The following is a 21,048-nucleotide window of genomic DNA, read 5'->3' on the forward strand; positions in this document are numbered from 1 at the left end:
CCCGCCGATTACTTGATCATGTAGATCGTGGCGAAGAGGCCGATCCAGACCACATCGACGAAGTGCCAGTAATAGGACACGACGATGGCTGCGGTCGCCTGTTCATGGGTGAACCTCCTGGCCGCGTACGTGCGGCCGAGGACCAGCAGGAAGGCGATCAGGCCGCCTGTCACGTGCAGTCCGTGGAAGCCGGTGGTCAGGTAGAAGACCGAGCCGTACGGGTCGGACGAGAGCGAGAGGCCCTCGTGCTTGACCAGCTCGGTGTACTCGTACACCTGACCGCCGATGAAGATCGCACCCATGATGAAGGTGACGATGAACCACATCCTGAGCTTCTTCACATCGCCACGCTCAGCGGCGAACACGCCGAGCTGACACGTGAGGGAGGAGAGCACCAGGATGGTGGTGTTCGTCGCCGAGAACGGGAAGTTAAGGGCCGAGGCCATTTCCTTCCAGTGATCAGGACCTGTCACCGATCGCAGGGTGAAGTACATCGCGAAGAGGGCCGCGAAGAACATCAGCTCGGAACTCAGCCAGATGATGGTTCCGACGCTGGTGAGGTTCGGTCGATTGACCGGCGGGTGCGCGTGCCCGGTATCTACTGTCGTTGCTGTCGCCACGACCGACATTATGTCGGTCGCTTATCCCGCCCTCACCCCGGGGGGTGCCGTTCGGAGTGTCTGCGGGGTGTGTCCTGCCCGTATGGCCCATCACGGGGCCTTCCGAACAGGTGTTGACGGGGTGTCGGGAGGAGTAGCATCCGCGCATCGGTACCCGATCACACGACGGCACAGCTCAGCACTGCTCGATGTACTGACGTACTGGAGGAACAATGCAGCCGACCGCCACGGTGCTGGTCTACAGCGACAACGCGAGCACCCGCGAGCAGGTCCGGTTGGCCACCGGGCGCAGGCCCGCCACGGACGTCCCGGAGGTCGAGTTCATCGAGTGCGCGACCCTGCCCGCGGTCCTCAAGGAGCTGGACGCGGGCGGCGTGGACGTCTGCGTGCTCGACGGCGAGGCGAAGCCCGCGGGCGGCATGGGCGTGTGCCGCCAGATCAAGGACGAGATCTTCCGGGCGCCGCCGGTGCTGCTGCTCATCGGGCGCCCCCAGGACGCCTGGCTGGCCACCTGGAGCCGGGCGGAGGCCGCGGTGACCCTGCCGGTCGAGCCGGTGGAGTTCGCCGACGCGCTGGCCGGCCTGCTGCGCAGCCGCCTGGCCGTGCGGGCCTGACCGGCCCCGCCTCCGTACGGCCGGCAGGGCCCCGCGTTCCCGCGCGGGGCCCTGTGCGCTGTCCGCGCGGCTCTCCGCGCCGTTCTGCGGGGCCGCTGGGGCGTGTGGCGAAAGTGGCGTCGTCCGCCCGGAGGGCGGGTCCGGCGGCGTCCGGTGCGTGCGATCGCACGGCGGAGGGTCGCCCCGATACTGGTGGTATCGGGGTGATCCCGACAACGCCGCGCGTGTGCGTGCCAGGCGTCGCCGGACAGGCGGGACTTTCGCCACACGCCCTAGACCCCCGGCCGCAGCCGGGCCGCCTCGACGGCCGCGGGGCCGTCCTCGGCGCCGGGGACGAGCGCGCTGCCCTTGCGCCACTTCTTCCAGCCCATGTTCCAGTCGCCGAGGCCGTTGCCGAAGACCGGCATGTCCTCGCCGAAGCTGTTGACCGTCCGGGTGATGTCGCCCTGCCGCACGGTCTCGAAGAACCAGGCGGCGTTGCCCGTGCTCATCCCCACGCAGCCGTGGCTGACGTTGGCGGAGCCCTGCGAGCCCACGGACCAGGGCGCGGCGTGCACGTATTCACCCGTGTCGGTGAGCCGGGTGGCGTAGTACACGGGCAGGTTGTACGAGTCCGCGGTGCCCTCGGGGATGCCGATGCTGGTGCCGCGCATCCGTACGAAGTACTCCTTGCCGAGCACGACCTTGACGCCGTTGCGCGTGGAGTAGCCGGGCTTGCCGGTGGTCACCGGTATCGACTTGATCTCCTCGCCGTTGCGGTAGACCGTCATCGTGTGGGACGCGGCGTCCGTCACGGCCTCGACCCGGTCCCCCGTGGTGAACCTCAGCGGCTTGGTCTCGGCCCCCCACAGCCTGTCGCCGACCTTGATGCCCCCGAGGCCGCTGGAGACGCTGACGGTGGCGTGGGCGGGCCAGTACTCCTTGGGGCGGTAGTGCAGCGTCTCGCTGTCCACCCAGTACCAGGAGCCCTCCGCCGCGGGCGTGGACCTGACCTTCAGGGCCCGCTCCACGACCGCGCGGGCCTTCTTGTCCTTCACCGGGGCGCTGAGGGAGGCGGTGACGGGCTGTCCGACGCCGTAGGTGCCGGCGCCGGGGCCGAACTCGACCTTCAGCTGCTTCTTCCCGGGGGCCGTCCGGGTGCCGAGGGTCAGGACCTTGCGGCCGGGCGCGCCGTCCTCGTCCTCGGTGCTGACCCGCACCGTGTACTGGGCGCCGGCCGCCAGGGGCGCCGTGCTGTGCCACCGGGCGCCGTCGGCGGAGAGTTCGCCCGCCAGGTGCCGGCCCGCGGCGTCGGTCGCGGTCACGTCGGTGATGCGCGCGTCCTCGCCCCGGGCGGTGACTTCGAGGGGCTTGTCCGGGTCGGCCTTCTGGCTGCCCGCCGGGGCGTTGACGGCTATCTGGCCGGCCGCGTCGTACGGCTGCGCCGAGAGCGGATGGCCGTCGGAGCCGCCGCATGCCGTGACGCCCGCACCGAGGGCGGCGACCAGCAAGGTGCAGCTCGATATCGTACGAATGCGCGGTGACTGGCTCATAAGCACACGGTATGGACATTCACCCGGTGCGGCGCGCCGAAGTGCCCCGTACGGGGGACACGGTTGCCGCGTACGCGGAGAGGCCCGGACCCTCCAGGAGGAGGGTCCGGGCCTCTCGGGCGCGTCGGGAACTACAGACTCACTGGGTCTGGTTCTCGCCGCGGTAGTACTCGAACACCCAGCCCCACAGGCCGATCAGGATGAGCGGGGCGGAGAAGTACATCAGCCACCAGCCGATGGCGATGCTCATGAAGGCGAGCGCGCCACCGACGGCCAGGGAGAGCGGCTGCCAGCTGTGCGGGCTGAAGAAGCCCACCTCGCCGGCCTCGTCCGCGACGTCGGCCTCCTTGTCGTCCTGTGCGGAGGCGTCGACACGCCGGGCCGTGAAGGCCAGGTAGTAGCCGATCATGATGCACAGGCCGAAGGCCAGGAAGAGCGCCGTGGTACCGGCCGGCTCCTTCGACCACACGCCATAGACGATCGCCATGGCGAGGACGAAGACGCTCAGCCAGATGAACATCTTGCCCTGGATCTTCACTTCGCGGCCTCCTTGTCGCCGCCGAACAGCGCGGTGTCCTTCTGGCCGTCGTTCTCGATCTGGCCGAGGGCCGCGATGTCCGGGTGGTGCAGGTCGAAGGCCGGCGATTCACTGCGGATGCGCGGCAGGGTGACGAAGTTGTGCCGCGGCGGCGGGCAGGACGTCGCCCACTCCAGCGAACGGCCGTAGCCCCACGGGTCGTCGACCGTGATCTTCTTGCCGTACTTGGCCGTCTTCCAGATGTTGTAGAAGAACGGCAGGATCGACAGGCCGAGCAGGAACGAGCAGATCGTCGAGATCGTGTTCAGCGCGGTGAAGCCGTCCGCGGCGAGGTAGTCCGCGTAACGACGCGGCATGCCCTCGGCACCGAGCCAGTGCTGCACCAGGAACGTGCCGTGGAAGCCCACGAACAGCGTCCAGAAGGTGATCTTGCCGAGCCGCTCGTCGAGCATCTTGCCGGTGAACTTCGGCCACCAGAAGTGGAAGCCGGAGAACATCGCGAAGACGACGGTGCCGAACACCACGTAGTGGAAGTGCGCCACCACGAAGTACGAGTCGGAGACGTGGAAGTCCATCGGGGGCGAGGCGAGGATGACGCCCGTCAGGCCGCCGAAGGTGAAGGTGATCAGGAAGCCGACCGCCCACAGCATCGGGGTCTCGAAACTCAGCGACCCCTTCCACATCGTGCCGATCCAGTTGAAGAACTTCACGCCTGTCGGCACGGCGATCAGGAACGTCATGAAGGAGAAGAACGGCAGTAGGACGCCGCCGGTCACGTACATGTGGTGCGCCCACACCGTCACGGAGAGACCCGCGATGGCGATGGTCGCGCCGATCAGGCCCATGTAGCCGAACATCGGCTTGCGGGAGAAGACCGGAATGACCTCGGAAATGATGCCGAAGAACGGCAGGGCGATGATGTACACCTCTGGATGGCCGAAGAACCAGAAGAGGTGTTGCCACAGCAATGCGCCGCCATTTGCCGCGTCAAAGATGTGGGCACCGAATTTGCGGTCCGCCTCCAGGGCGAACAGCGCGGCGGCGAGGACCGGGAAGGCCAGCAGCACGAGGACGGCCGTGAGCAGCACGTTCCACACGAAGATCGGCATGCGGAACATGGTCATGCCCGGCGCGCGCATGCAGATGATCGTGGTGATGAAGTTGACCGAGCCGAGGATCGTGCCGAAGCCGGAGAAGGCCAGACCCATGATCCACATGTCGGCGCCGATGCCCGGCGAACGGACGGCGTCCGAGAGCGGGCTGTAGGCGAACCAGCCGAAGTCGGCCGCACCGTTCGGCGTGAGGAAACCGCCGACCGCGATGAGCGAGCCGAAGAGGTACAGCCAGTACGCGAACATGTTCAGCCGCGGGAAGGCGACGTCGGGCGCGCCGATCTGCAGCGGCATGATCCAGTTCGCGAAACCGGCGAACAGCGGCGTCGCGAACATCAGCAGCATGATCGTGCCGTGCATCGTGAACGCCTGGTTGAACTGCTCGTTCGACATGATCTGCGTACCCGGGCGGGCGAGTTCGGCGCGCATGAAGAGCGCCATCACTCCGCCGATGCAGAAGAACGCGAACGACGTGACCAGATAGAGCGTGCCGATCGTCTTGTGGTCAGTGGTGGTCAGCCACTTGATGACGACGTTTCCCGGCTGCTTGCGCCTGACCGGCAGCTCGTTCTCGTACGAGTCCGTTGCTGCTGCCGCGGCACCCTGGGGTTCGTTGAGGATGCTCACAGGTTGTTCGTCTCCCGGTTCTTCTCGTGGCCCGTCTGCTCGATGCCGGCCGGGATGTAACCGGTCTGGTTCTTCTTCGCGAGCTCTTCCAGATGCTTCTGGTAGCGCTCGGGAGAGACGACCTTGACGTTGAAGAGCATCCGGGAGTGGTCGACGCCGCAGAGCTCGGCGCACTTGCCCATGAAGGTGCCCTCCTTGTTCGGAGTCACCTCGAAGGCGTTGGTGTGGCCCGGGATTACGTCCTGCTTCATGAGGAACGGCACCACCCAGAAGGAGTGGATGACGTCACGCGAGGTCAGGACGAAGCGGACCTTCTCACCCTTGGGCAGCCACAGGGTGGGGCCGGGGTTGCCGTTCTGAGGGTTCCGCTCGCCGGGCGTGCCGACGTCGTAGACGCCACCGGCACCGGCCGGGAAGTCGTCGCGGAACCGCTTCGGAATGGCGTCGAGGTCCTTGGAGGTCTTCGCGTCCTCCTTGTTGGAACCCTTGACGTCCTCGACGTAGTTGAAGCCCCAGCTCCACTGGAAGCCGACCACGTTGATCGTGTGGGCCGGCTTGTCCTCAAGCTTGAGGAGCTTCGACTCGTCCCGTGCCGTGAAGTAGAACAGCACGGAGACGATGATGAGGGGGACGACCGTGTACAGCGCCTCGATGGGCATGTTGTACCGGGTCTGCAGAGGTACTTCCACCTTCGTGCGGCTGCGCCGGTGGAAGATGACGCTCCACAGGATCAGGCCCCAGACCAGCACGCCCGTGGCGAGCGCTGCCGCCCACGAGCCCTGCCAGAGGGAGAGAATCCGCGGAGCCTCCTCCGTTACCGGGGTGGGCATTCCAAGGCGGGGGAAATCCTTGTATGTGCAACCTGTGGCGGTCGCCAGGATCAGGCCCGCAGTCAGCACCTGCGGCAGCTTCCGCCGCATCGGGCGCCGCGACGAGCGGTCGGAGCCGTTGGGACTCACGTAGCGCCTTCCCGAGAGTCTCGCCCGCGTTGTCGGCTGCGGCCTTCACGCTGGTCGGTCGCCGCCCTGCGGCGGGCAGGGGTTTGGATGTTTATGCGGACCAAACCCTACTGGACGCTATTTGGGGTCGCGCGGGGAGGGTGCCTAACGCGCCGCGGGTCACTCCGAAGGGTGGGGGCTCGGCCTGTGCCCGGCTCCTGACGGGGGGTCGGGCGCGCTCCGGAGCGCCTGCCGGGCCGGTGGAATCCCGCCGTCCGCGGGTGCCGGGTTCCTCGGGGCCGCTCGCGCGGTTCCCCGCGCCCCGCCGGGGGGGCGCAACCCGGGCGGACCTGCGGGGCGCCTCCGGGCGGAGACGCTCTAGCGTGGCCCCGTGCCCTACTTCGATGCCGCTTCCTCCGCTCCCCTCCATCCCGTCGCCCGGCAGGCGCTGCACGCCTCGCTCGACGAGGGGTGGGCCGATCCCGCGCGGCTCTACCGGGAGGGGCGGCGGGCCCGGCTGCTGCTCGACGCCGCGCGCGAGGCGGCCGCCGACGCGGTGGGGTGCAGGCCCGACGAGCTGGTCTTCACCTCGTCCGGCACCCGGGCCGTGCACACCGGGATCGCGGGCGCGCTCGCCGGGCGCCGCCGCGCCGGGAAGCACCTGGTCGTGTCGGCGGTCGAACACTCGTCGGTACTCCATTCGGCGGAGGTCCACGAGGCCGGCGGCGGGACGGTGACCGAGGTCGGCGTGGACCGGGGCGGCGCGGTCTCCCCCGAGGCGTACGCCGAGGCGCTGCGCGAGGACACGGCGCTCGCCTGCCTCCAGTCGGCCAACCACGAGGTCGGCACCGAGCAGCCGGTGGCCGAGGTGTCCGAGGTCTGCCGCGCCGCGGGGGTGCCCCTCCTGGTGGACGCCGCGCAGTCGCTGGCCTGGGGCCGGGTGGAGGGGGGCTGGTCGCTGCTCACGGGCAGTGCCCACAAGTGGGGCGGGCCCGCGGGGGTCGGACTGCTCGCCGTGCGCAAGGGCGTGCGGTTCGCGCCCCTGGGCCCCGCCGACGAGCGGGAGTCCGGGCGCGCCGCCGGGTTCGAGAACATCCCCGCGATCGTCGCTGCCGTCGCCTCGCTGCGCGCGGTGCGGGCCGAGGCCGACGCGGAGGCGGTGCGCCTGCGGGAGCTGACGGAGCGGATCAGGGAGCGGGTGCCCGCCCTCGTGCCGGACGTCGAGGTGGTGGGCGATCCGGTGCGGCGGCTGCCGCACGTCGTCACCTTCTCCTGTCTCTATGTCGACGGGGAGACGCTGCTGCACGAGCTGGACCGGGCGGGCTTCTCCGTGTCGTCCGGCTCGTCGTGCACCAGCTCCACGCTGACGCCGAGCCATGTGCTGAAGGCGATGGGCGTGCTGAGCGAGGGCAACGTCCGCGTCTCGCTGCCGGCCGGCACGGAGGCGGCGGAGGTGGAGCGCTTCCTCGGCGCGCTGCCCGGCACCGTGGCCGGGGTGCGCGAGAAGCTGGGGGCCCCGGCCGGCGCGACGGCCGGCGCGGAAGGGGGTTCGCTCGTGGTGGACGCGCTCGGCAAGCGGTGCCCCCTGCCCGTCATCGAACTCGCGAAGGTCATCGGGGACGTCCCGGTCGGCGGCACGGTGACCGTGCTCGCGGACGACGAGGCGGCGCGGCTCGACATCCCGGCGTGGTGCGAGATGCGGGGGCAGGAGTACGCGGGTGAGCGGCCGGCGGACCACGGCCGTGCCTATGTGGTCCGCCGGCGCTCGTGACGGGGCGGGCCGTCAGCCGAGGTGGGTGCGGACCTCGTCGGCGGCCTCGTCGCCGTACGCCTTGGTGAAGCGGTCCATGAAGTCGGTGCGCCGCAGTTCGTACTCCTGGGTGCCGACGGTCTCGATGACCAGGGTGGCCAGCATGCAGCCCACCTGCGCGGCGCGCTCGTGGGAGACGCCCCAGGCGAGGCCGGAGAGGAAGCCCGCGCGGAACGCGTCGCCCACGCCGGTCGGCTCGACCTTCGCCTTCTCCTCGGGGACGCCGACCTCGATCGGGTCCTGGCCCACGGACTCGATGCGCACGCCGTTGGGGCCGAGGGTCGTCACGCGGTGGCCGACCCGGGAGAGGATCTCGGCGTCGGTCCAGCCGGTCTTGGACTCGATGAGTCCCTTCTCGTACTCGTTGCAGAAGAGGTACGTGGCGCCGTCGAGGAGGGTGCGGATCTCCTCGCCCTCCATGCGGGCGATCTGCTGCGAGAAGTCGGCGGCGAAGGGGATCGCCCTGGTGCGGCACTCCTCCGTGTGGCGGAGCATCGCCTCGGGGTCGTCGGCGCCGATCGAGACGAGGTCGAGGCCGCCGACGCGGTCGGCCACCGTCTTCAGCTCGATCAGGCGGGCCTCGCTCATCGCGCCCGTGTAGAAGGAGCCGATCTGGTTGTGGTCGGCGTCCGTGGTGCAGACGAAGCGTGCGGTGTGCAGGGTCTCGGAGATCCGGACCGACGCGGTGTCCACGCCGTGCCGGTCGAGCCAGGCGCGGTACTCGTCGAAGTCGGAGCCGGCGGCACCGACCAGGATCGGCCGCGTGCCGAGCTGGCCCATGCCGAAGCTGATGTTGGCGGCGACGCCTCCCCTGCGCACGTCGAGGGCGTCGACCAGGAAGGAGAGGGAGACCGTGTGCAGCTGATCGGCGACCAGCTGGTCGGCGAAGCGGCCGGGGAAGGTCATCAGGTGGTCGGTGGCGATGGAGCCGGTGACTGCGATACGCACGGCTGGACGCTCCTGAGGAGGAGAGGCGGGTTGACGGTTCACGCTATCGGGTCCACCCACCGTCTCTGAAGTGGCAAAACTACCCGATAGTAGGTCTTTTTTCCTGAGTGATGTGATGCATACGGTTCCGTTATGCCCGTTGTCACGAAGAATTCCGCCCCGAAGCGCCCCGCCCGCCCGCTCGCCGGAGAGGGGGAGCGGCCGGAGAGCATGGAGACGCTGCGCGGCGACTGCGCCCGCATGGCCCCACACTGGTCGGTGCCCGCCGCGGCCGCGAGCGTGCCCGTGCCGCCGTCGCTGATCCACGGCGTCGACGTCCCGTCGGCGTCCGCCCGGCTGATCGACGGGATGTCGGTCTACGGGGACTGAGCAAGCCTGGTCCCGAGGCCGGGCGCGCGGCCCATGGAACCGTGCGCTCCCCCTCTGCGTCCCATCGCCGTCCTCCGTGCGGGGGACCCGGGATACGACGAGGCCCGCCCGTGGGTTTCCCGGGACGGCAGTGCAGTCGAAGGAGCGATGCGGTGAGCACCGAGCCATCCGTTCATGAGACGGCCGACCGGGGACGGCGGCGGTCCCGCCTCGCCGTCGCCTCGGTCGCGGCCACCGTGCTGCTGATCGGCGGCGGTGGCGCCTACTTCGCGGCGACCGCGTCCGACGGCGGCGGCCGCGGCGACGGGGCGGCGCCCGCGGGCGACGACGGCGGTCCCCCGCCGCTCGCCCTCGACGGGTACACGGACAGCGGCGGGGAGAGCGGCGGCGGCCCCGGCATCGCGCCGGGCGAGCCCGACCCGAACGGCGCCACGTACCGGGCGACCGGCGCGCTGCCCGAGGGCCCCGACACGGCCCCCGTCCACCACGCCCGCGGCGAGGTCACCCGCGCCGAGGTGGCCGGCCTCGCGAAGGCGCTCGGCGTGGGCGGTACGCCGCAGCTGCGGGACGGCGTCTGGAAGGTGACGCGGGACAAGGACGGTTCCGGCCCCTCGTTGCAGGTGAACAGGGAGGCCCCGGGGACCTGGACGTACGTCGGGCACGGTGTGGGCGGCAGCGACAACTGCCTCAAGGGCAAGCCGTGTTCCTCCGGGTCCACCGCGCCGAACGGCGAGCTGGGCGACGCGGTGGGCGAGCGGGCCGCCAAGGAGGCCGCCGCGCCGGTGCTCAAGGCGCTCGGCCAGGACGACGCGAAGCTGGACGCCCGCCAGCTCATGGGCGCCGTACGCGTGGTGAACGCCGACCCGAAGGTGGGCGGCCTGCCGACGTACGGCTGGTCGACCGGCATCCAGGTCGGCTCGGACGGCACGGTGGTCGGCGGCAGCGGCCGGCTGAAGGCGCCGGTCAAGGGCGCCGAGTACCCGGCGATCGGGGCGAAGGAGACGCTGGACCTGCTGAACTCCAGGGGCCGCGGCGGCGGCGGGAGGATCGCGGGCTGCGCGACCCCGGTGCCGCACGCCGACGACAGCACGAAGACGGAGGGCGGCGGCACGAAGCAGGCGCCCTGCGTGCCCTCGCCGACGCCTCCGAAGCCGCAGCCGATCGAGGTCAGCGGCGCGACGTTCGGCCTCGCCACGCACTTCGTGGGCGGCAGGCAGACCCTCGTACCGTCCTGGCTGTTCGAGGTGAGGCCGCGGGGTGCCGAGGACTCCTTCACGGTGACGCATCCCGCCGTCGCCCCGAAGTACCTGGCCTCGCCCACCCGCGCCGGCACCCCCGAGCCCTCGGGGAAGCCGGAGCGCGGGAGCGGTGAGGGACCGGCGGACCTCACGTCCTACACCGCGGACGGCACCTCCCTGACCGTGCGCTTCTGGGGCGGCGCGTGCAGCGAGTACTCCGCGTCCGCGAGCGAGGACGGCGACCGGGTGCGGGTCACGCTGTCCGAGGAGCGGCAGGAGAAGGGCAAGGTCTGCGTGATGATGGCCAAGGAGCTCAAGGAGACGGTGACGCTCGACGAGCCGCTCGGCGACCGGAAGGTCGTGGACGCGGACGGCGACACGGTGCGGCGCCAGTAGCCCGGGGCACCCACGCGCGAAGGCGGCGGCCCCCTGGAAATCCAGGGGGCCGCCGCCTTCGACGTATGCGAACCCTCGGCGTCAGCTGAAGGAGTCGCCGCAGGCGCAGGAGCCCGTGGCGTTCGGGTTGTCGATCGTGAAGCCCTGCTTCTCGATGGTGTCCACGAAGTCGATGGAGGCGCCGCCCAGGTAGGGAGCGCTCATCCGGTCGGTGACGACCTTGACGCCGTCGAAGTCCTTGACGACGTCGCCGTCGAGCGAGCGCTCGTCGAAGAACAGCTGGTAGCGCAGGCCCGAGCAGCCGCCGGGCTGCACGGCGACGCGCAGCGCCAGGTCGTCGCGGCCCTCCTGCTCAAGGAGGCCCTTGACCTTGGCCGCGGCGGCGTCCGACAGGAGGATGCCGTCGCTCACGGTGGTGGTCTCGTCCGATACGGACATCTGCTTCTCTCCCGGGTTGTACGGAGACTGCTTGCCGACGGTTGCAACCGGCGGGGCCGCGGATTCATTCCGGGCCGAGCGCTTACGTCTTACTCCTTCATGCTCGCACACGGCGTCCCGTGGGACACCGGGCGCGTAGGGCCCCGGGCCCGCGATCGCCCGCGACCGGCGAATGCGTCACATCGACACTATGGCCATCGTCAAAGTGACGTGAAGCGGTTATGATAGATAGCGTCAAATAGACGAAAACTCTCGTCTGCAGAGAAGAAAGGGTGCGTGTCGTGACCACCGCCCAGTCCCCCGCGGACCGCGTGAACCTCGATGTTCAGCCCACGCCGCTCGCCCTCCTGCTGCTCGGCCGCGAGGCCGACCCCAAGAGCGAGCGCGGCGTGGACTGCCCGGGCGATCTGCCGTCCCCCTCCGACCCCGACCTGGTGGAGCGCGCCCGTGCCGCCAAGGAGAAGCTCGGGGAGAAGGTCTTCGTGCTCGGACACCACTACCAGCGCGACGAGGTCATCCAGTTCGCCGACGTGACCGGTGACTCCTTCAAGCTGGCGCGGGACGCCGCGGCGCGGCCGGACGCGGAGTACATCGTCTTCTGCGGCGTGCACTTCATGGCCGAGTCCGCGGACATCCTGACGACGGACGACCAGAAGGTCGTCCTGCCCGACCTGGCCGCGGGCTGCTCCATGGCCGACATGGCCACCGCCGAGCAGGTCGCCGAGTGCTGGGACGTGCTGACCGAGGCGGGCGTCGCCGAGCAGGTCGTCCCCGTCTCGTACATGAACTCCTCCGCGGACATCAAGGCGTTCACGGGCAAGCACGGCGGCACCATATGCACGTCGTCGAACGCCAAGGTCGCCCTTGAGTGGGCCTTCGAGCAGGGCGAGAAGGTCCTCTTCCTACCCGACCAGCACCTCGGCCGCAACACCGCCGTGCGCGACATGGGCCTCTCGCTCGACGACTGCGTGGTCTACAACCCGCACAAGCCGAACGGCGGGCTCACCCCCGAGCAGCTCCGCGACGCCAGGATGATCCTGTGGCGCGGCCACTGCTCGGTGCACGGGCGCTTCTCCCTGGAGAGCGTGGAGGACGTGCGGGCGCGCATCCCCGGCGTGAACGTCCTGGTGCACCCGGAGTGCAAGCACGAGGTCGTCGCCGCGGCGGACCACGTGGGCTCCACCGAGCACATCATCAAGACCCTGGAGGCGGCGCCGACCGGCTCCAAGTGGGCCATCGGCACCGAGCTGAACCTCGTACGGCGCCTGGCGAACCGTTTCGCCGCGGAGGACAAGGAGATCGTCTTCCTCGACAAGACGGTCTGCTTCTGCTCGACCATGAACCGGATCGACCTGCCGCACCTGGTCTGGACGCTGGAGTCCCTCGCCGAGGGCACCCTCGTCAACCAGATCCAGGTCGACCGGGAGACCGAGCAGTTCGCGAAGCTCGCGCTGGAGCGGATGCTCGCGCTGGCCTGACCGGTGCGCGTGCCCGTCAGCCCCGGCCGCGGGTCCGCTGTGACGTGTCGCGCGGTTCCCCGCGCCCCTTCCGGGGCGCGGAAATAAACGGGCGCCCCTCGCTTCGAGGGGCGCCCGTTTCCGTCAGTCCGGCGGGTCAGACCTTGGCCGGCTCCGGGTCGGCGGCGTCCGTGCTCTCGGGCGGGGTGCCCGCCTTCTTCGCCCGCTTCGCCGCGCGCTTGTCGCGCCTGCGCTCCTTGCGGAGCTCCACCATCGCGTACAGCGTCGGGACGAGGAGGAGCGTCAGGAGCGTCGACGTGATCAGGCCGCCGATCACCACGACCGCCAGCGGCTTGGCGATGAAGCCGCCCTCGCCGGTGATGCCGAGGGCCATCGGCAGCAGGGCGAAGATCGTCGCGAGGGCCGTCATGAGGATCGGGCGGAGCCGGTGCCGGCCGCCCTCGACGACCGCCTCGACGATGCCGTGGCCCTGCGCGCGGTACTGGTTGATCAGGTCGATCAGCACGATCGCGTTGGTGACCACGATGCCGATGAGCATCAGCATGCCGATCATCGCGGGCACGCCCATCGGGGTGCCGGTGGCGAGCAGCAGGCCGATCGCGCCCGTGGCCGCGAACGGGATGGAGACCAGCAGGATCAGCGGCTGGACCAGCGAGCGGAACGTGGCGACCAGCAGCATGAAGACGATCGCGATCGCCGCCAGCATCGCGAGGCCGAGGTTGGCGAACGCCTCGTCCTGGTCCTCGGAGACGCCGCCGATCGTGGCCGTGGCGCCCTCGGGGAGCTTCAGCGCGTCGAGCTTCTTGGTGAGGTCCGCGCTGACCGCGCCGGTGTTGTCGCCGGTCGGCTTCGCCGTGATCGTGGCGGCCCGCGCGCCGTCGATGCGGGTCATCGAGACGGGCCCGTCGACCAGCCGGACCTCGGCGATGTCGCCGAGCTTCACGCCGGGGCCGAGCGGCAGCCGCTTCAGCTCGGCGAGGGTCTTCGCGGGCTTCGCCGACTTGATGACGACGTCGCGCTCGGTGTCGTCGAGGGTCGCCTTGCCGCTGGTGGTGCCGCGCACCGCCTGGGCGACGGCCTGGCCGAGGGTGGTCTCGTCGAAGCCCGCGGCGGCGGCCTCGGCGTTGCCCTTGACCGAGATCCGCGGCACGCTCTGCGACAGGTCGCTCTGTACGTCGGTGACGTCGTCGAGGGTGGCGACCTCGTCGCGCACCTGGTCGGACGCCTTGCGCAGCACATCGGCGTCGGCGGCCTTGACCACGACGCTCAGGTCCTGGCTGCCGAAGCCGTCACCGGCCGAGAGGGACGTGCGGCCGATGCCGGAGAGCTTGCCGAGCTCCTCCTCGATCAGGTCCTGCGTCCTGTCGTACGACGCCTTGTCCTTGAGCGTCAGGGTGTACGAGGCCTGGTTGGTGTCGGTGCCCCCGCCGAAGGCGGCCATGAAGCCGGAGGAGCCGACCGTGACCTGGTAGTCCTTGATCTCGTCGATGCCGGCGAGCGTCTTCTCGACCTTCTTCGCCGCCGCGTCGGACGCCGCGAGGCTGGTGCCGGGCTTCAGCTCCTGCTTGATGGTCAGGACTTCCTGCTCGCCCTGGTCGAAGAAGTTCGTCTTCAGCAGCGGCGCCATGGCGAATGTGCCGATCAGCACGACGACCGCGATGACCAGGCTGGTGAAGCGGCGCCGGGTCGCGAAGCGCAGGACCGGCACGTACGTCCGCTGGAGCCTGCTGCGGCTCTCCTTCTCCTCGGCCTTGCGGCGGGCCTCCTCCGGGTCGGCCCCGCGGACCGCCTTGGGGGCGCGCAGGAACCAGTACGACAGGACCGGCACGACCGTGAGCGAGACGAGCAGGGAGGCGAGGAGCGCCGCCGTGACCGTCAGCGAGAAGGAGCCGAACAGCTCGCCGACCATGCCGCCGACCAGGCCGATCGGCAGGAACACCGCGACCGTGGTGAGCGTCGACGACGTGACGGCGCCCGCGACCTCGCGCACGGCCCTGAGGATCGCCTCCTGGCGCTCCTCGCCGTAGCCGAGGTGGCGCTTGATGTTCTCCAGGACCACGATCGAGTCGTCCACGACACGGCCGATGGCGATGGTCAGCGCGCCGAGCGTGAGCATGTTCAGGGAGAGGTCGCGGGTCCACAGGACGATCAGGGCGAGGACCACGGAGAGCGGGATGGAGACCGCGGTGACCAGCGTCGAGCGGATCGACGCCAGGAAGACCAGGATGACGATGACCGCGAAGACCAGGCCGAGGGCGCCCTCGGTGGTCAGGCCCTCGATGGACTTCGAGACGGCCGGGCCCTGGTCGCTCGCGACGGTCAGCTCGGCACCGGAGCCGAGGTCCTCGCGCAGGCCGGGCAGCTTGTCCTTGACGGCGTCCGAGATGGCGACGGCGCTGCCGTCCTGGTCCATGGTGACCGCGACGGCGAGGCTGGGCTCGCCGTTGGTGCGCGTGAGGGACGTCGCGGTGGCCGGCTCCTGCTCGACGGTGGCGACGTCGCCGAGGCGCACGGGCTTGCCGGCCCGCTCGCCGGGCGCGGCCTCGGGGGTGACGCGCAGGTCCCGGATCTGCTTCAGGGAGGTGAAGCCGCCGCCGACCTGGACGGTGCGGTTCTTGCCCGCCTCGTCGAAGGAGCCCGCGGGCAGGGTGGCGCCGCCGGCCTGGAGGGCCTTGGCGAGGGCACCCGTGGTGAGGCCCGCCCCGGCCAGCTTCTTGTCGTCGGGGGTGACGTCGACCTGGAGGTCGCGCACGCCGTCGACGGTGACCTGGCCGACGCCGTCGATGTCCTTCAGGGCCGGTACGACGGTCCGGTCGAGCTGGTCGGCGAGGGCCTGCTGGTCCTTGTCGGAGGTGACGGAGAGGACGACGGTCGGGATGTCGTCGGTGGAGCCCGCGACGACCTGCGGGTCGACGTCGTCGGGGAGCTGGGCCCTGGCCCGGTTCACGGCCTGCTGGACATCGGCGACGAGCTGCTCGGAGCCGCTGCCGTAGTCGAACTGGGCCATGATCACGGCGTTGCCCTCGCTCGCCGTGGAGGTGATGCCGGTGATGCCGTCGACCGCGTCGATGTTGTTTTCGAGCGGTTCGACGACCTGCTTCTCGACCACATCGGGGGACGCGCCCTGGTAGGGGGCGAGCACGGACACCATGGGCAGTTCGATGGAGGGCAGCAGTTGCTGCTTGAGCTGCGGTATCGCTATCGCGCCGAAGACGATGGCGATGATGGACATCAGTCCGATCAGGGCCCGTTGGGCCAGGCTGAACCTGGACAGCCAGGACATGGTGGTCTCTCTCTGTGGCATGAGCGGCGGGGGCGGGCGGGCACCGGCGGCCTGGAGCCGGCCCGGCCGGAGATCGGTGCCTCCAGCAAGCGTTTATGCGCCCCTCACACCTTCAGCCATGGGGGAGGCGTGATGCCTCACTCCCAGGACCGTTCTTTGCGGCGCGTGTACTGCGGACGCAGTACACGCGCCGCAGAAGTCACTCCACCCTTGGACGTACCAGCCCCGACTCGTAGGCGATGACGACGAGTTGGGCCCGGTCGCGGGCGCCCAGCTTGGCCATCGCGCGGTTCACGTGGGTCTTCACCGTGAGCGGGCTGACCTCCAGGCGCTCGGCGATCTCGTCGTTCGAGTGGCCGCCCGCGACCTGTACCAGGACCTCGCGCTCGCGGCTCGTGAGCGCGTCGAGCCGACCGCCGCGCGCCGGTTCGTCGCCGTCGGGGCCCTCGCCCTGCGCGAGGAACTTGGCGATGAGCCCCTTGGTGGCCACCGGGGAGAGCAGCGCCTCGCCCGCCGCCGCGATGCGGATGGCGCCGAGGAGCTCGTCGGGTTCCGCGCCCTTGCCGAGGAACCCGGAGGCACCGGCGCGCAGCGACTGCACCACGTATTCGTCGACCTCGAAGGTCGTCAGCATCACCACGCGTACGTGGGCCAGGGCGGGGTCGGCGCTGATCTCCCGGGTGGCGGCGAGGCCGTCGGTGCCCGGCATGCGGATGTCCATCAGGACCACGTCGGCCCGCTCCGACCTGGCGAGCCGCACCGCCTCCGCGCCGTCGGACGCCTCGCCGACCACCTCCATGTCGGGCTCGGAGTCGACGAGCACCTTGAACGCGCTGCGCAGCAGCGCCTGGTCGTCGGCGAGCAGTACGCGGATCGTCACGCGGTCCCTCCCTTTGCCGTGATGACCGGCAGGATCGCATGGACGCGGAAGCCGCCTCCGTACCGGGGGCCCGCGGTGCAGCTCCCGCCGAGGGCGGTGACGCGCTCGCGCATGCCGAGCAGGCCGTGGCCGCCGCCGTCGGTGTTGGGCTCGGCGCCGATCTGGCAGCCCTGGCCGCCGTCGTCGATGACGGTGACCTCCACGTTCGGGCCCACGCGGACCACGCTGACCTCGGCCTTGGCCTCGGGTCCCGCGTGTTTGCGCACGTTGGTGAGCGCCTCCTGGATGATGCGGAACGCGGCGAGGTCGACGGCCGCGGGCAGGTCGAGGCCGACCTGGCCGAGCGCGACCTCCACGGGGAGGCCCGCGTGCCGGAAGGTGTCCACGAGTTCGTCGAGCCTGCTCAGTCCCGGTGCCGGTTCCGTGGGCGCCTCGGGGTCACCGGTCTGGCGCAGCAGGCCGACGGTGGCGCGGAGTTCGTTCAGCGCCGAGCGGCTGGCGTCGCGCACGTGGGAGAGGGCTTCCTTCGCCTGGTCGGGCCGCTTGTCCATGACGTGTGCGGCGACGCCCGCCTGGACGTTGACCAGGGCGATGTGGTGGGCGACGACGTCGTGCAGGTCCCTGGCGATGCGCAGCCGCTCCTCGGCGACGCGTCGCCTCGCCTCCTCCTCGCGGGTGCGTTCCGCCCGCTCGGCCCGCTCCCTGATGGCGTCGACGAAGGCCCGGCGGCTGCGGACCGCGTCGCCCGCGGCGGCTGCCATGCCGGTCCAGGCGAAGATGCCGAGGTTCTCCTGCGCGTACCAGGGCAGGGAGCCGGACAGCATCGCGACGCCGGTGAGGCCCGTCATCGTGACCAGGCCGATCCGCCAGGTGGTGGAGCGGTCGGTGGTGGCGGCGACGGTGAAGAGGGCGATGACCGCGCACATCACGACGGGGGCCCGCGGCTCGTCGGTGAGCAGTTCCGTGATGGAGGCGGCGCAGGTGGCGCCGAGGACGGTCCAGGGGGCGCGGCGCCGGAAGCACAGGGCGAGGGCGCCGAGCGCCATCAGCAGCAGGCTGGGGAAGGCGGGGGTGCGGGTGCCCCAGGTGGGGCCGTGGTCGCCGTAGGGCTCGGCGAAGGAGCCGATGACCATGCAGACGAGGACGGCCGTGGCGAGCGTCGCGTCCACCGCGAGCGGGTGGGTCCTCGCCCAGCAACGGCCTTTTCCTAGCGTGGTCACTTCCCGCTCTTCTGTGTGTTCTTCTCCGCGGCTCCTTCGTGGCCGGCCGCGCCCGCTCGGCGGAGCCGCGGACCGGCGCGCGGTCCCGGGCCCCGCCCCCGTCCCGGCGGACGCTCAGCCGGGGATCAGGCCGTCGTCGGAGAGCATGGTCCTGACCTCGTCCAGCGTCGCGTCCGGTGCCGGGAGGATCAGCTCCGAGGGTTCGAGCGCGTCGTCGGGAAGGGGTGCGCCCAGCTCCCGGACCTTGTCCAGGAGCGCGAGCAGTGTGGCGCGGAAGCCGGGGCCGTCGCCGCTCTCCATCTCTTCGAGCAGCTCGTCGTCCAGCTTGTTCAGTTCGGCGAAGTGGCTGTCGGCCAGCTTCACCTGCCCCTCCCCCATGATCCGTACGATCATGTCGTCCTCCTCGGACGTGAGCGATGCCTGCGGGTCGTGCCGGGGCTACTGCTTGTCGAAGCGCGGGGTGTCCTGCGGCTGCTGCTGGGCGCCCGCCTGGCCCGTGCCGCCCTCGATGGCCTGCTGGCCACTGGACGAACCGCCGGCCAGCTCCGCCTTCATGCGCTGCAGCTCCAGCTCTACATCAGTACCACCGGAGAGGCGATCCAGCTCGGACTGGATGTCGTCCTTGGCGAGCCCGGAGGAGTCGTCGAGGGCACCGGAGGCGAGCAGTTCGTCGATCGCGCCGGCCCGCGCCTGGAGCTGCGCGGTCTTGTCCTCGGCGCGCTGGATCGCCATGCCGACGTCGCCCATCTCCTCGGAGATGCCGGAGAAGGCCTCGCCGATCCGGGTCTGGGCCTGGGCGGCGGTGTACGTGGCCTTGATCGTCTCCTTCTTCGTGCGGAAGGCGTCGACCTTGGCCTGGAGGCGCTGGGCCGCGAGGGTGAGCTTCTCCTCCTCGCCCTGGAGCGTCTGGTGCTGCGTCTCCAGGTCGGTGACCTGCTGCTGGAGCGCGGCCCTGCGCGAGAGCGCCTCGCGGGCCAGGTCCTCGCGGCCGAGGGCGAGGGCCTTGCGGCCCTGGTCCTCAAGGGTGGAGGACTGCTTGTTGAGCTGGGCGAGCTGCAGTTCGAGGCGCTTGCGGGAGGTCGCCACGTCGGCGACTCCGCGGCGCACCTTCTGCAGCAGCTCCAACTGCTTCTGGTAGGAGTAATCGAGGGTTTCGCGCGGGTCCTCGGCCCGGTCAAGGGCCTTGTTCGCCTTCGCGCGGAAGATCATCCCCATACGCTTCATGACACCGCTCATGGGCTTCGCGCGCCCCCTTCTGACGGACTTCCAGCTCCAGGTACTGCTCAGAACCCACAGTACGGGCCCTGCATCCATTACCGCACTGTTCGCGTGCGGATGCGCTCATCCCCAAGGACGACTGCGTGCTGCGCCGCTCCGGCGTAAGGAGTAGGTGCACCCCTGGTAACGGTCACGAGGCGGCTGGATACCGCCTGCTACGTCCCGATAGCCGCATAAATCAAGACGCCCGGCGTTGCCGGATCGTTCCCCGTCCGGCTGGGGTCCATGCCGCCGCACCCCGTACCCTTGGATTTTGTGTTCCGTAGCCGATCCAAGGAAGAGAAGGCCCCGGCCGCCCAGGCGCCGGTGACCGACTCCAAGTTGCCCCGTGACCCGCAGGCCCCCAAGGGCCGCCCCACCCCCAAGCGCGCCATGGCGCAGTCGCAGCGCCGCAGCGTGACCAATACGCCGACGACGCGCAAGGAGGCGGCGAAGCGGCAGCGCGACGAGCGCCGCGCGCAGATGGCGAAGCAGCGCGAGGCGCTGGCCAGTGGTGACGAGCGGTTCCTGCCCGCGCGTGACAAGGGCCCCGTGCGCAAGTTCGCGCGTGACTTCGTCGACTCGCGCTTCTGCGTCGCCGAGTTCTTCCTGCCGCTCGCGGTGATCATCCTCGTCCTGAGCATGGTCCGCGTGCCCCAGCTGCAGAACATCGCGCTGCTGCTCTGGCTCTTCGTGATCGTGCTGATCGTGCTCGACTCGGTCCTCACCGCGTTCCGCCTGAAGAAGCGCCTCGCCGAGCGCTTCCCGGGCGAGAGCAAGAAGGGCGCGGTCGCCTACGCGCTGATGCGCACCCTCCAGATGCGGCGTCTGCGGCTGCCGAAGCCGCAGGTCAAGCGCGGAGAGCGGCCCTGAGCGGATTCACCGGCAGTGCCGCCGCCTGGCTCCAGGGCCTGGGCGGGCCGCGCAATGCCATACGTCAGGAGCTGGTGGCCCGGCAGCTCGACGAGCAGATCGTCGCGCGCTACCCCGTGGGGCAGCGGCTGCGGGTGCTCGACGTCGGGATGGGCCAGGGCACGCAGGCCCTGCGGCTCGCCCGGGCCGGGCACAACGTCACGGGCGTCGAGCAGGACGCCGAGATGATCGCCGCCGCGCGCGAGGCGCTCGCCAGGGAGCCCGAGGGCATCCAGAGCCGGGTGCGGATCGTGCAGGGCGACGGTCACCAGACCGGCGTGCACTTCCTGCCCGGCAGCTTCGACATCGTGCTCTGCCACGGCGTCCTGATGTACGTCGAGGAGCCCGACGCGCTGCTCGCTGGGCTCGCCAGGATGCTGGCCCCCGGCGGGCTGCTCTCCCTGCTCGTGCGGAACGCGGAGGCGCTGGCCATGCGGCCGGGGCTCAGCGGGGACTGGCGGGGCGCCATCGACGCCTTCGACTCCGACACGTACCGCAACCGCATCGGCGTCGACGCGCGGGCCGACCGGCTCGACGCCCTCTCCGCGACGCTGGCGGGCATCGCCGCGCCGCTCCAGGCCTGGTACGGCGTGCGGGTCTTCACGGACACCCTGCCGGACGGCGAACCGCTGCCCGCGGAGTGGGATCTCGACACGCTGCTCACCGCCGAGGAGCGCGCGGGGCGCACCGACCCCTACCGCCGGGTCGCGGCGCTGCTGCACCTGTGCGGGGTCCGGGACTGACGTTCCCCGAAACAGCGCGAGGGGCGGCTGATCAACCGCATCCGCCTGGCCCGCCTCGTGGAAGCCTCGTAGCACTCGTAGAAGAAGGAAACGAC

At 70.5% G+C, this 21,048-nt stretch carries 19 protein-coding genes; 7 read left to right on the forward strand and 12 right to left on the reverse strand.

Features of this window, described 5'->3' with window-relative positions; translation table 11 throughout:
- Nucleotides 1-8: 8 nt before the first annotated feature.
- Complete coding sequence (locus AB0I16_RS01685) at nt 9-629, reverse strand: heme-copper oxidase subunit III (protein ID WP_055566234.1); 621 nt, start codon at nt 627-629, stop codon at nt 9-11.
- Nucleotides 630-832: 203 nt separating this feature from the next.
- Between AB0I16_RS01685 and AB0I16_RS01690 the strand changes: the two genes are divergently transcribed.
- The gene (locus AB0I16_RS01690; protein ID WP_363247281.1) at nt 833-1,234 is read left to right on the forward strand and encodes a hypothetical protein; all 402 of its coding nucleotides are present in this window, start codon (nt 833-835) and stop codon (nt 1,232-1,234) included.
- Nucleotides 1,235-1,506: 272 nt separating this feature from the next.
- On the opposite strand, the gene AB0I16_RS01695 is transcribed toward AB0I16_RS01690, so the two are convergent.
- The 4 genes from AB0I16_RS01695 to coxB all read right to left on the reverse strand — a co-directional run bounded on the left by AB0I16_RS01695 (nt 1,507) and on the right by coxB (nt 6,002).
- Nucleotides 1,507-2,766: an Ig-like domain-containing protein gene (locus tag AB0I16_RS01695; RefSeq protein ID WP_363247282.1), complete on the reverse strand. Its 1,260-nt coding sequence runs from the start codon at nt 2,764-2,766 to the stop codon at nt 1,507-1,509.
- A 139-nt stretch (nt 2,767-2,905) separates the two neighbouring features.
- Nucleotides 2,906-3,304 carry a cytochrome c oxidase subunit 4 gene (locus AB0I16_RS01700; protein WP_363247283.1) on the reverse strand — a complete coding sequence of 133 codons (399 nt, stop codon included), beginning with the start codon at nt 3,302-3,304 and terminating at the stop codon, nt 2,906-2,908.
- The gene (gene ctaD / locus AB0I16_RS01705) at nt 3,301-5,043 is read right to left on the reverse strand and encodes a cytochrome c oxidase subunit I (protein WP_062781037.1); all 1,743 of its coding nucleotides are present in this window, start codon (nt 5,041-5,043) and stop codon (nt 3,301-3,303) included. The genes AB0I16_RS01700 and ctaD overlap by 4 nt, the downstream gene beginning before the upstream one ends.
- Entirely contained in the window at nt 5,040-6,002 is a 963-nt protein-coding gene (gene coxB, locus AB0I16_RS01710) for a cytochrome c oxidase subunit II (protein WP_062781035.1), read from the reverse strand. The genes ctaD and coxB overlap by 4 nt, the downstream gene beginning before the upstream one ends.
- Before the next feature lie 370 nt (nt 6,003-6,372).
- Here coxB and AB0I16_RS01715 point away from each other — a divergent pair, with 370 nt between their 5' ends.
- Nucleotides 6,373-7,752, forward strand: coding sequence for an aminotransferase class V-fold PLP-dependent enzyme (locus AB0I16_RS01715; protein ID WP_363247284.1), 1,380 nt, complete (start codon nt 6,373-6,375; stop codon nt 7,750-7,752).
- 12 nt (nt 7,753-7,764) lie between these two features.
- Here AB0I16_RS01715 and AB0I16_RS01720 read toward each other — a convergent pair whose 3' ends face one another.
- Nucleotides 7,765-8,739: a carbohydrate kinase family protein gene (locus tag AB0I16_RS01720; protein WP_363247285.1), complete on the reverse strand. Its 975-nt coding sequence runs from the start codon at nt 8,737-8,739 to the stop codon at nt 7,765-7,767.
- A gap of 132 nt (nt 8,740-8,871) precedes the next feature.
- Between AB0I16_RS01720 and AB0I16_RS01725 the strand changes: the two genes are divergently transcribed.
- Together AB0I16_RS01725 and AB0I16_RS01730 are read left to right on the forward strand one after the other, a co-directional pair.
- Nucleotides 8,872-9,108, forward strand: a complete 237-nt coding sequence (locus AB0I16_RS01725; protein WP_363247316.1) for a hypothetical protein — start codon at nt 8,872-8,874, stop codon at nt 9,106-9,108.
- A gap of 152 nt (nt 9,109-9,260) precedes the next feature.
- Nucleotides 9,261-10,742, forward strand: coding sequence for a hypothetical protein (locus AB0I16_RS01730; RefSeq protein ID WP_363247286.1), 1,482 nt, complete (start codon nt 9,261-9,263; stop codon nt 10,740-10,742).
- An 81-nt stretch (nt 10,743-10,823) separates the two neighbouring features.
- Here the strand turns inward: AB0I16_RS01730 and AB0I16_RS01735 are convergent, their stop codons facing one another.
- Nucleotides 10,824-11,180, reverse strand: a complete 357-nt coding sequence (locus tag AB0I16_RS01735; protein WP_030933606.1) for an iron-sulfur cluster assembly accessory protein — start codon at nt 11,178-11,180, stop codon at nt 10,824-10,826.
- Nucleotides 11,181-11,461: 281 nt separating this feature from the next.
- Here AB0I16_RS01735 and nadA point away from each other — a divergent pair, with 281 nt between their 5' ends.
- The gene (nadA, locus tag AB0I16_RS01740; RefSeq protein WP_363247287.1) at nt 11,462-12,658 is read left to right on the forward strand and encodes a quinolinate synthase NadA; all 1,197 of its coding nucleotides are present in this window, start codon (nt 11,462-11,464) and stop codon (nt 12,656-12,658) included.
- Between the two features lie 136 nt (nt 12,659-12,794).
- Here nadA and AB0I16_RS01745 read toward each other — a convergent pair whose 3' ends face one another.
- The 5 genes from AB0I16_RS01745 to AB0I16_RS01765 all read right to left on the reverse strand — a co-directional run bounded on the left by AB0I16_RS01745 (nt 12,795) and on the right by AB0I16_RS01765 (nt 19,277).
- Nucleotides 12,795-15,941: an efflux RND transporter permease subunit gene (locus tag AB0I16_RS01745; protein ID WP_363247288.1), complete on the reverse strand. Its 3,147-nt coding sequence runs from the start codon at nt 15,939-15,941 to the stop codon at nt 12,795-12,797.
- A gap of 199 nt (nt 15,942-16,140) precedes the next feature.
- Entirely contained in the window at nt 16,141-16,821 is a 681-nt protein-coding gene (locus AB0I16_RS01750; protein WP_363247289.1) for a response regulator transcription factor, read from the reverse strand.
- On the reverse strand, nt 16,818-18,041 hold the full coding sequence (locus AB0I16_RS01755; RefSeq protein WP_363247290.1) for a sensor histidine kinase: 1,224 nt from the start codon (nt 18,039-18,041) through the stop codon (nt 16,818-16,820). Before AB0I16_RS01755 ends, AB0I16_RS01750 begins: the two co-directional genes overlap by 4 nt.
- A gap of 114 nt (nt 18,042-18,155) precedes the next feature.
- On the reverse strand, nt 18,156-18,434 hold the full coding sequence (locus AB0I16_RS01760) for a hypothetical protein (protein ID WP_363247291.1): 279 nt from the start codon (nt 18,432-18,434) through the stop codon (nt 18,156-18,158).
- A 45-nt stretch (nt 18,435-18,479) separates the two neighbouring features.
- Nucleotides 18,480-19,277, reverse strand: coding sequence for a PspA/IM30 family protein (locus tag AB0I16_RS01765; RefSeq protein ID WP_363247292.1), 798 nt, complete (start codon nt 19,275-19,277; stop codon nt 18,480-18,482).
- A gap of 267 nt (nt 19,278-19,544) precedes the next feature.
- On the opposite strand from AB0I16_RS01765, the gene AB0I16_RS01770 reads away from it, so the two are divergent.
- Both AB0I16_RS01770 and AB0I16_RS01775 read left to right on the forward strand, forming a co-directional pair.
- Nucleotides 19,545-20,171, forward strand: coding sequence for a DUF3043 domain-containing protein (locus AB0I16_RS01770; protein WP_363247293.1), 627 nt, complete (start codon nt 19,545-19,547; stop codon nt 20,169-20,171).
- A gap of 74 nt (nt 20,172-20,245) precedes the next feature.
- On the forward strand, nt 20,246-20,953 hold the full coding sequence (locus tag AB0I16_RS01775; RefSeq protein ID WP_363247294.1) for a class I SAM-dependent methyltransferase: 708 nt from the start codon (nt 20,246-20,248) through the stop codon (nt 20,951-20,953).
- The last annotated feature ends 95 nt before the right edge of the window (nt 20,954-21,048 follow it).

It is taken from the genome of Streptomyces sp. NPDC050703 (genome assembly GCF_040654435.1).
Taxonomy (GTDB): Bacteria; Actinomycetota; Actinomycetes; order Streptomycetales; family Streptomycetaceae; genus Streptomyces.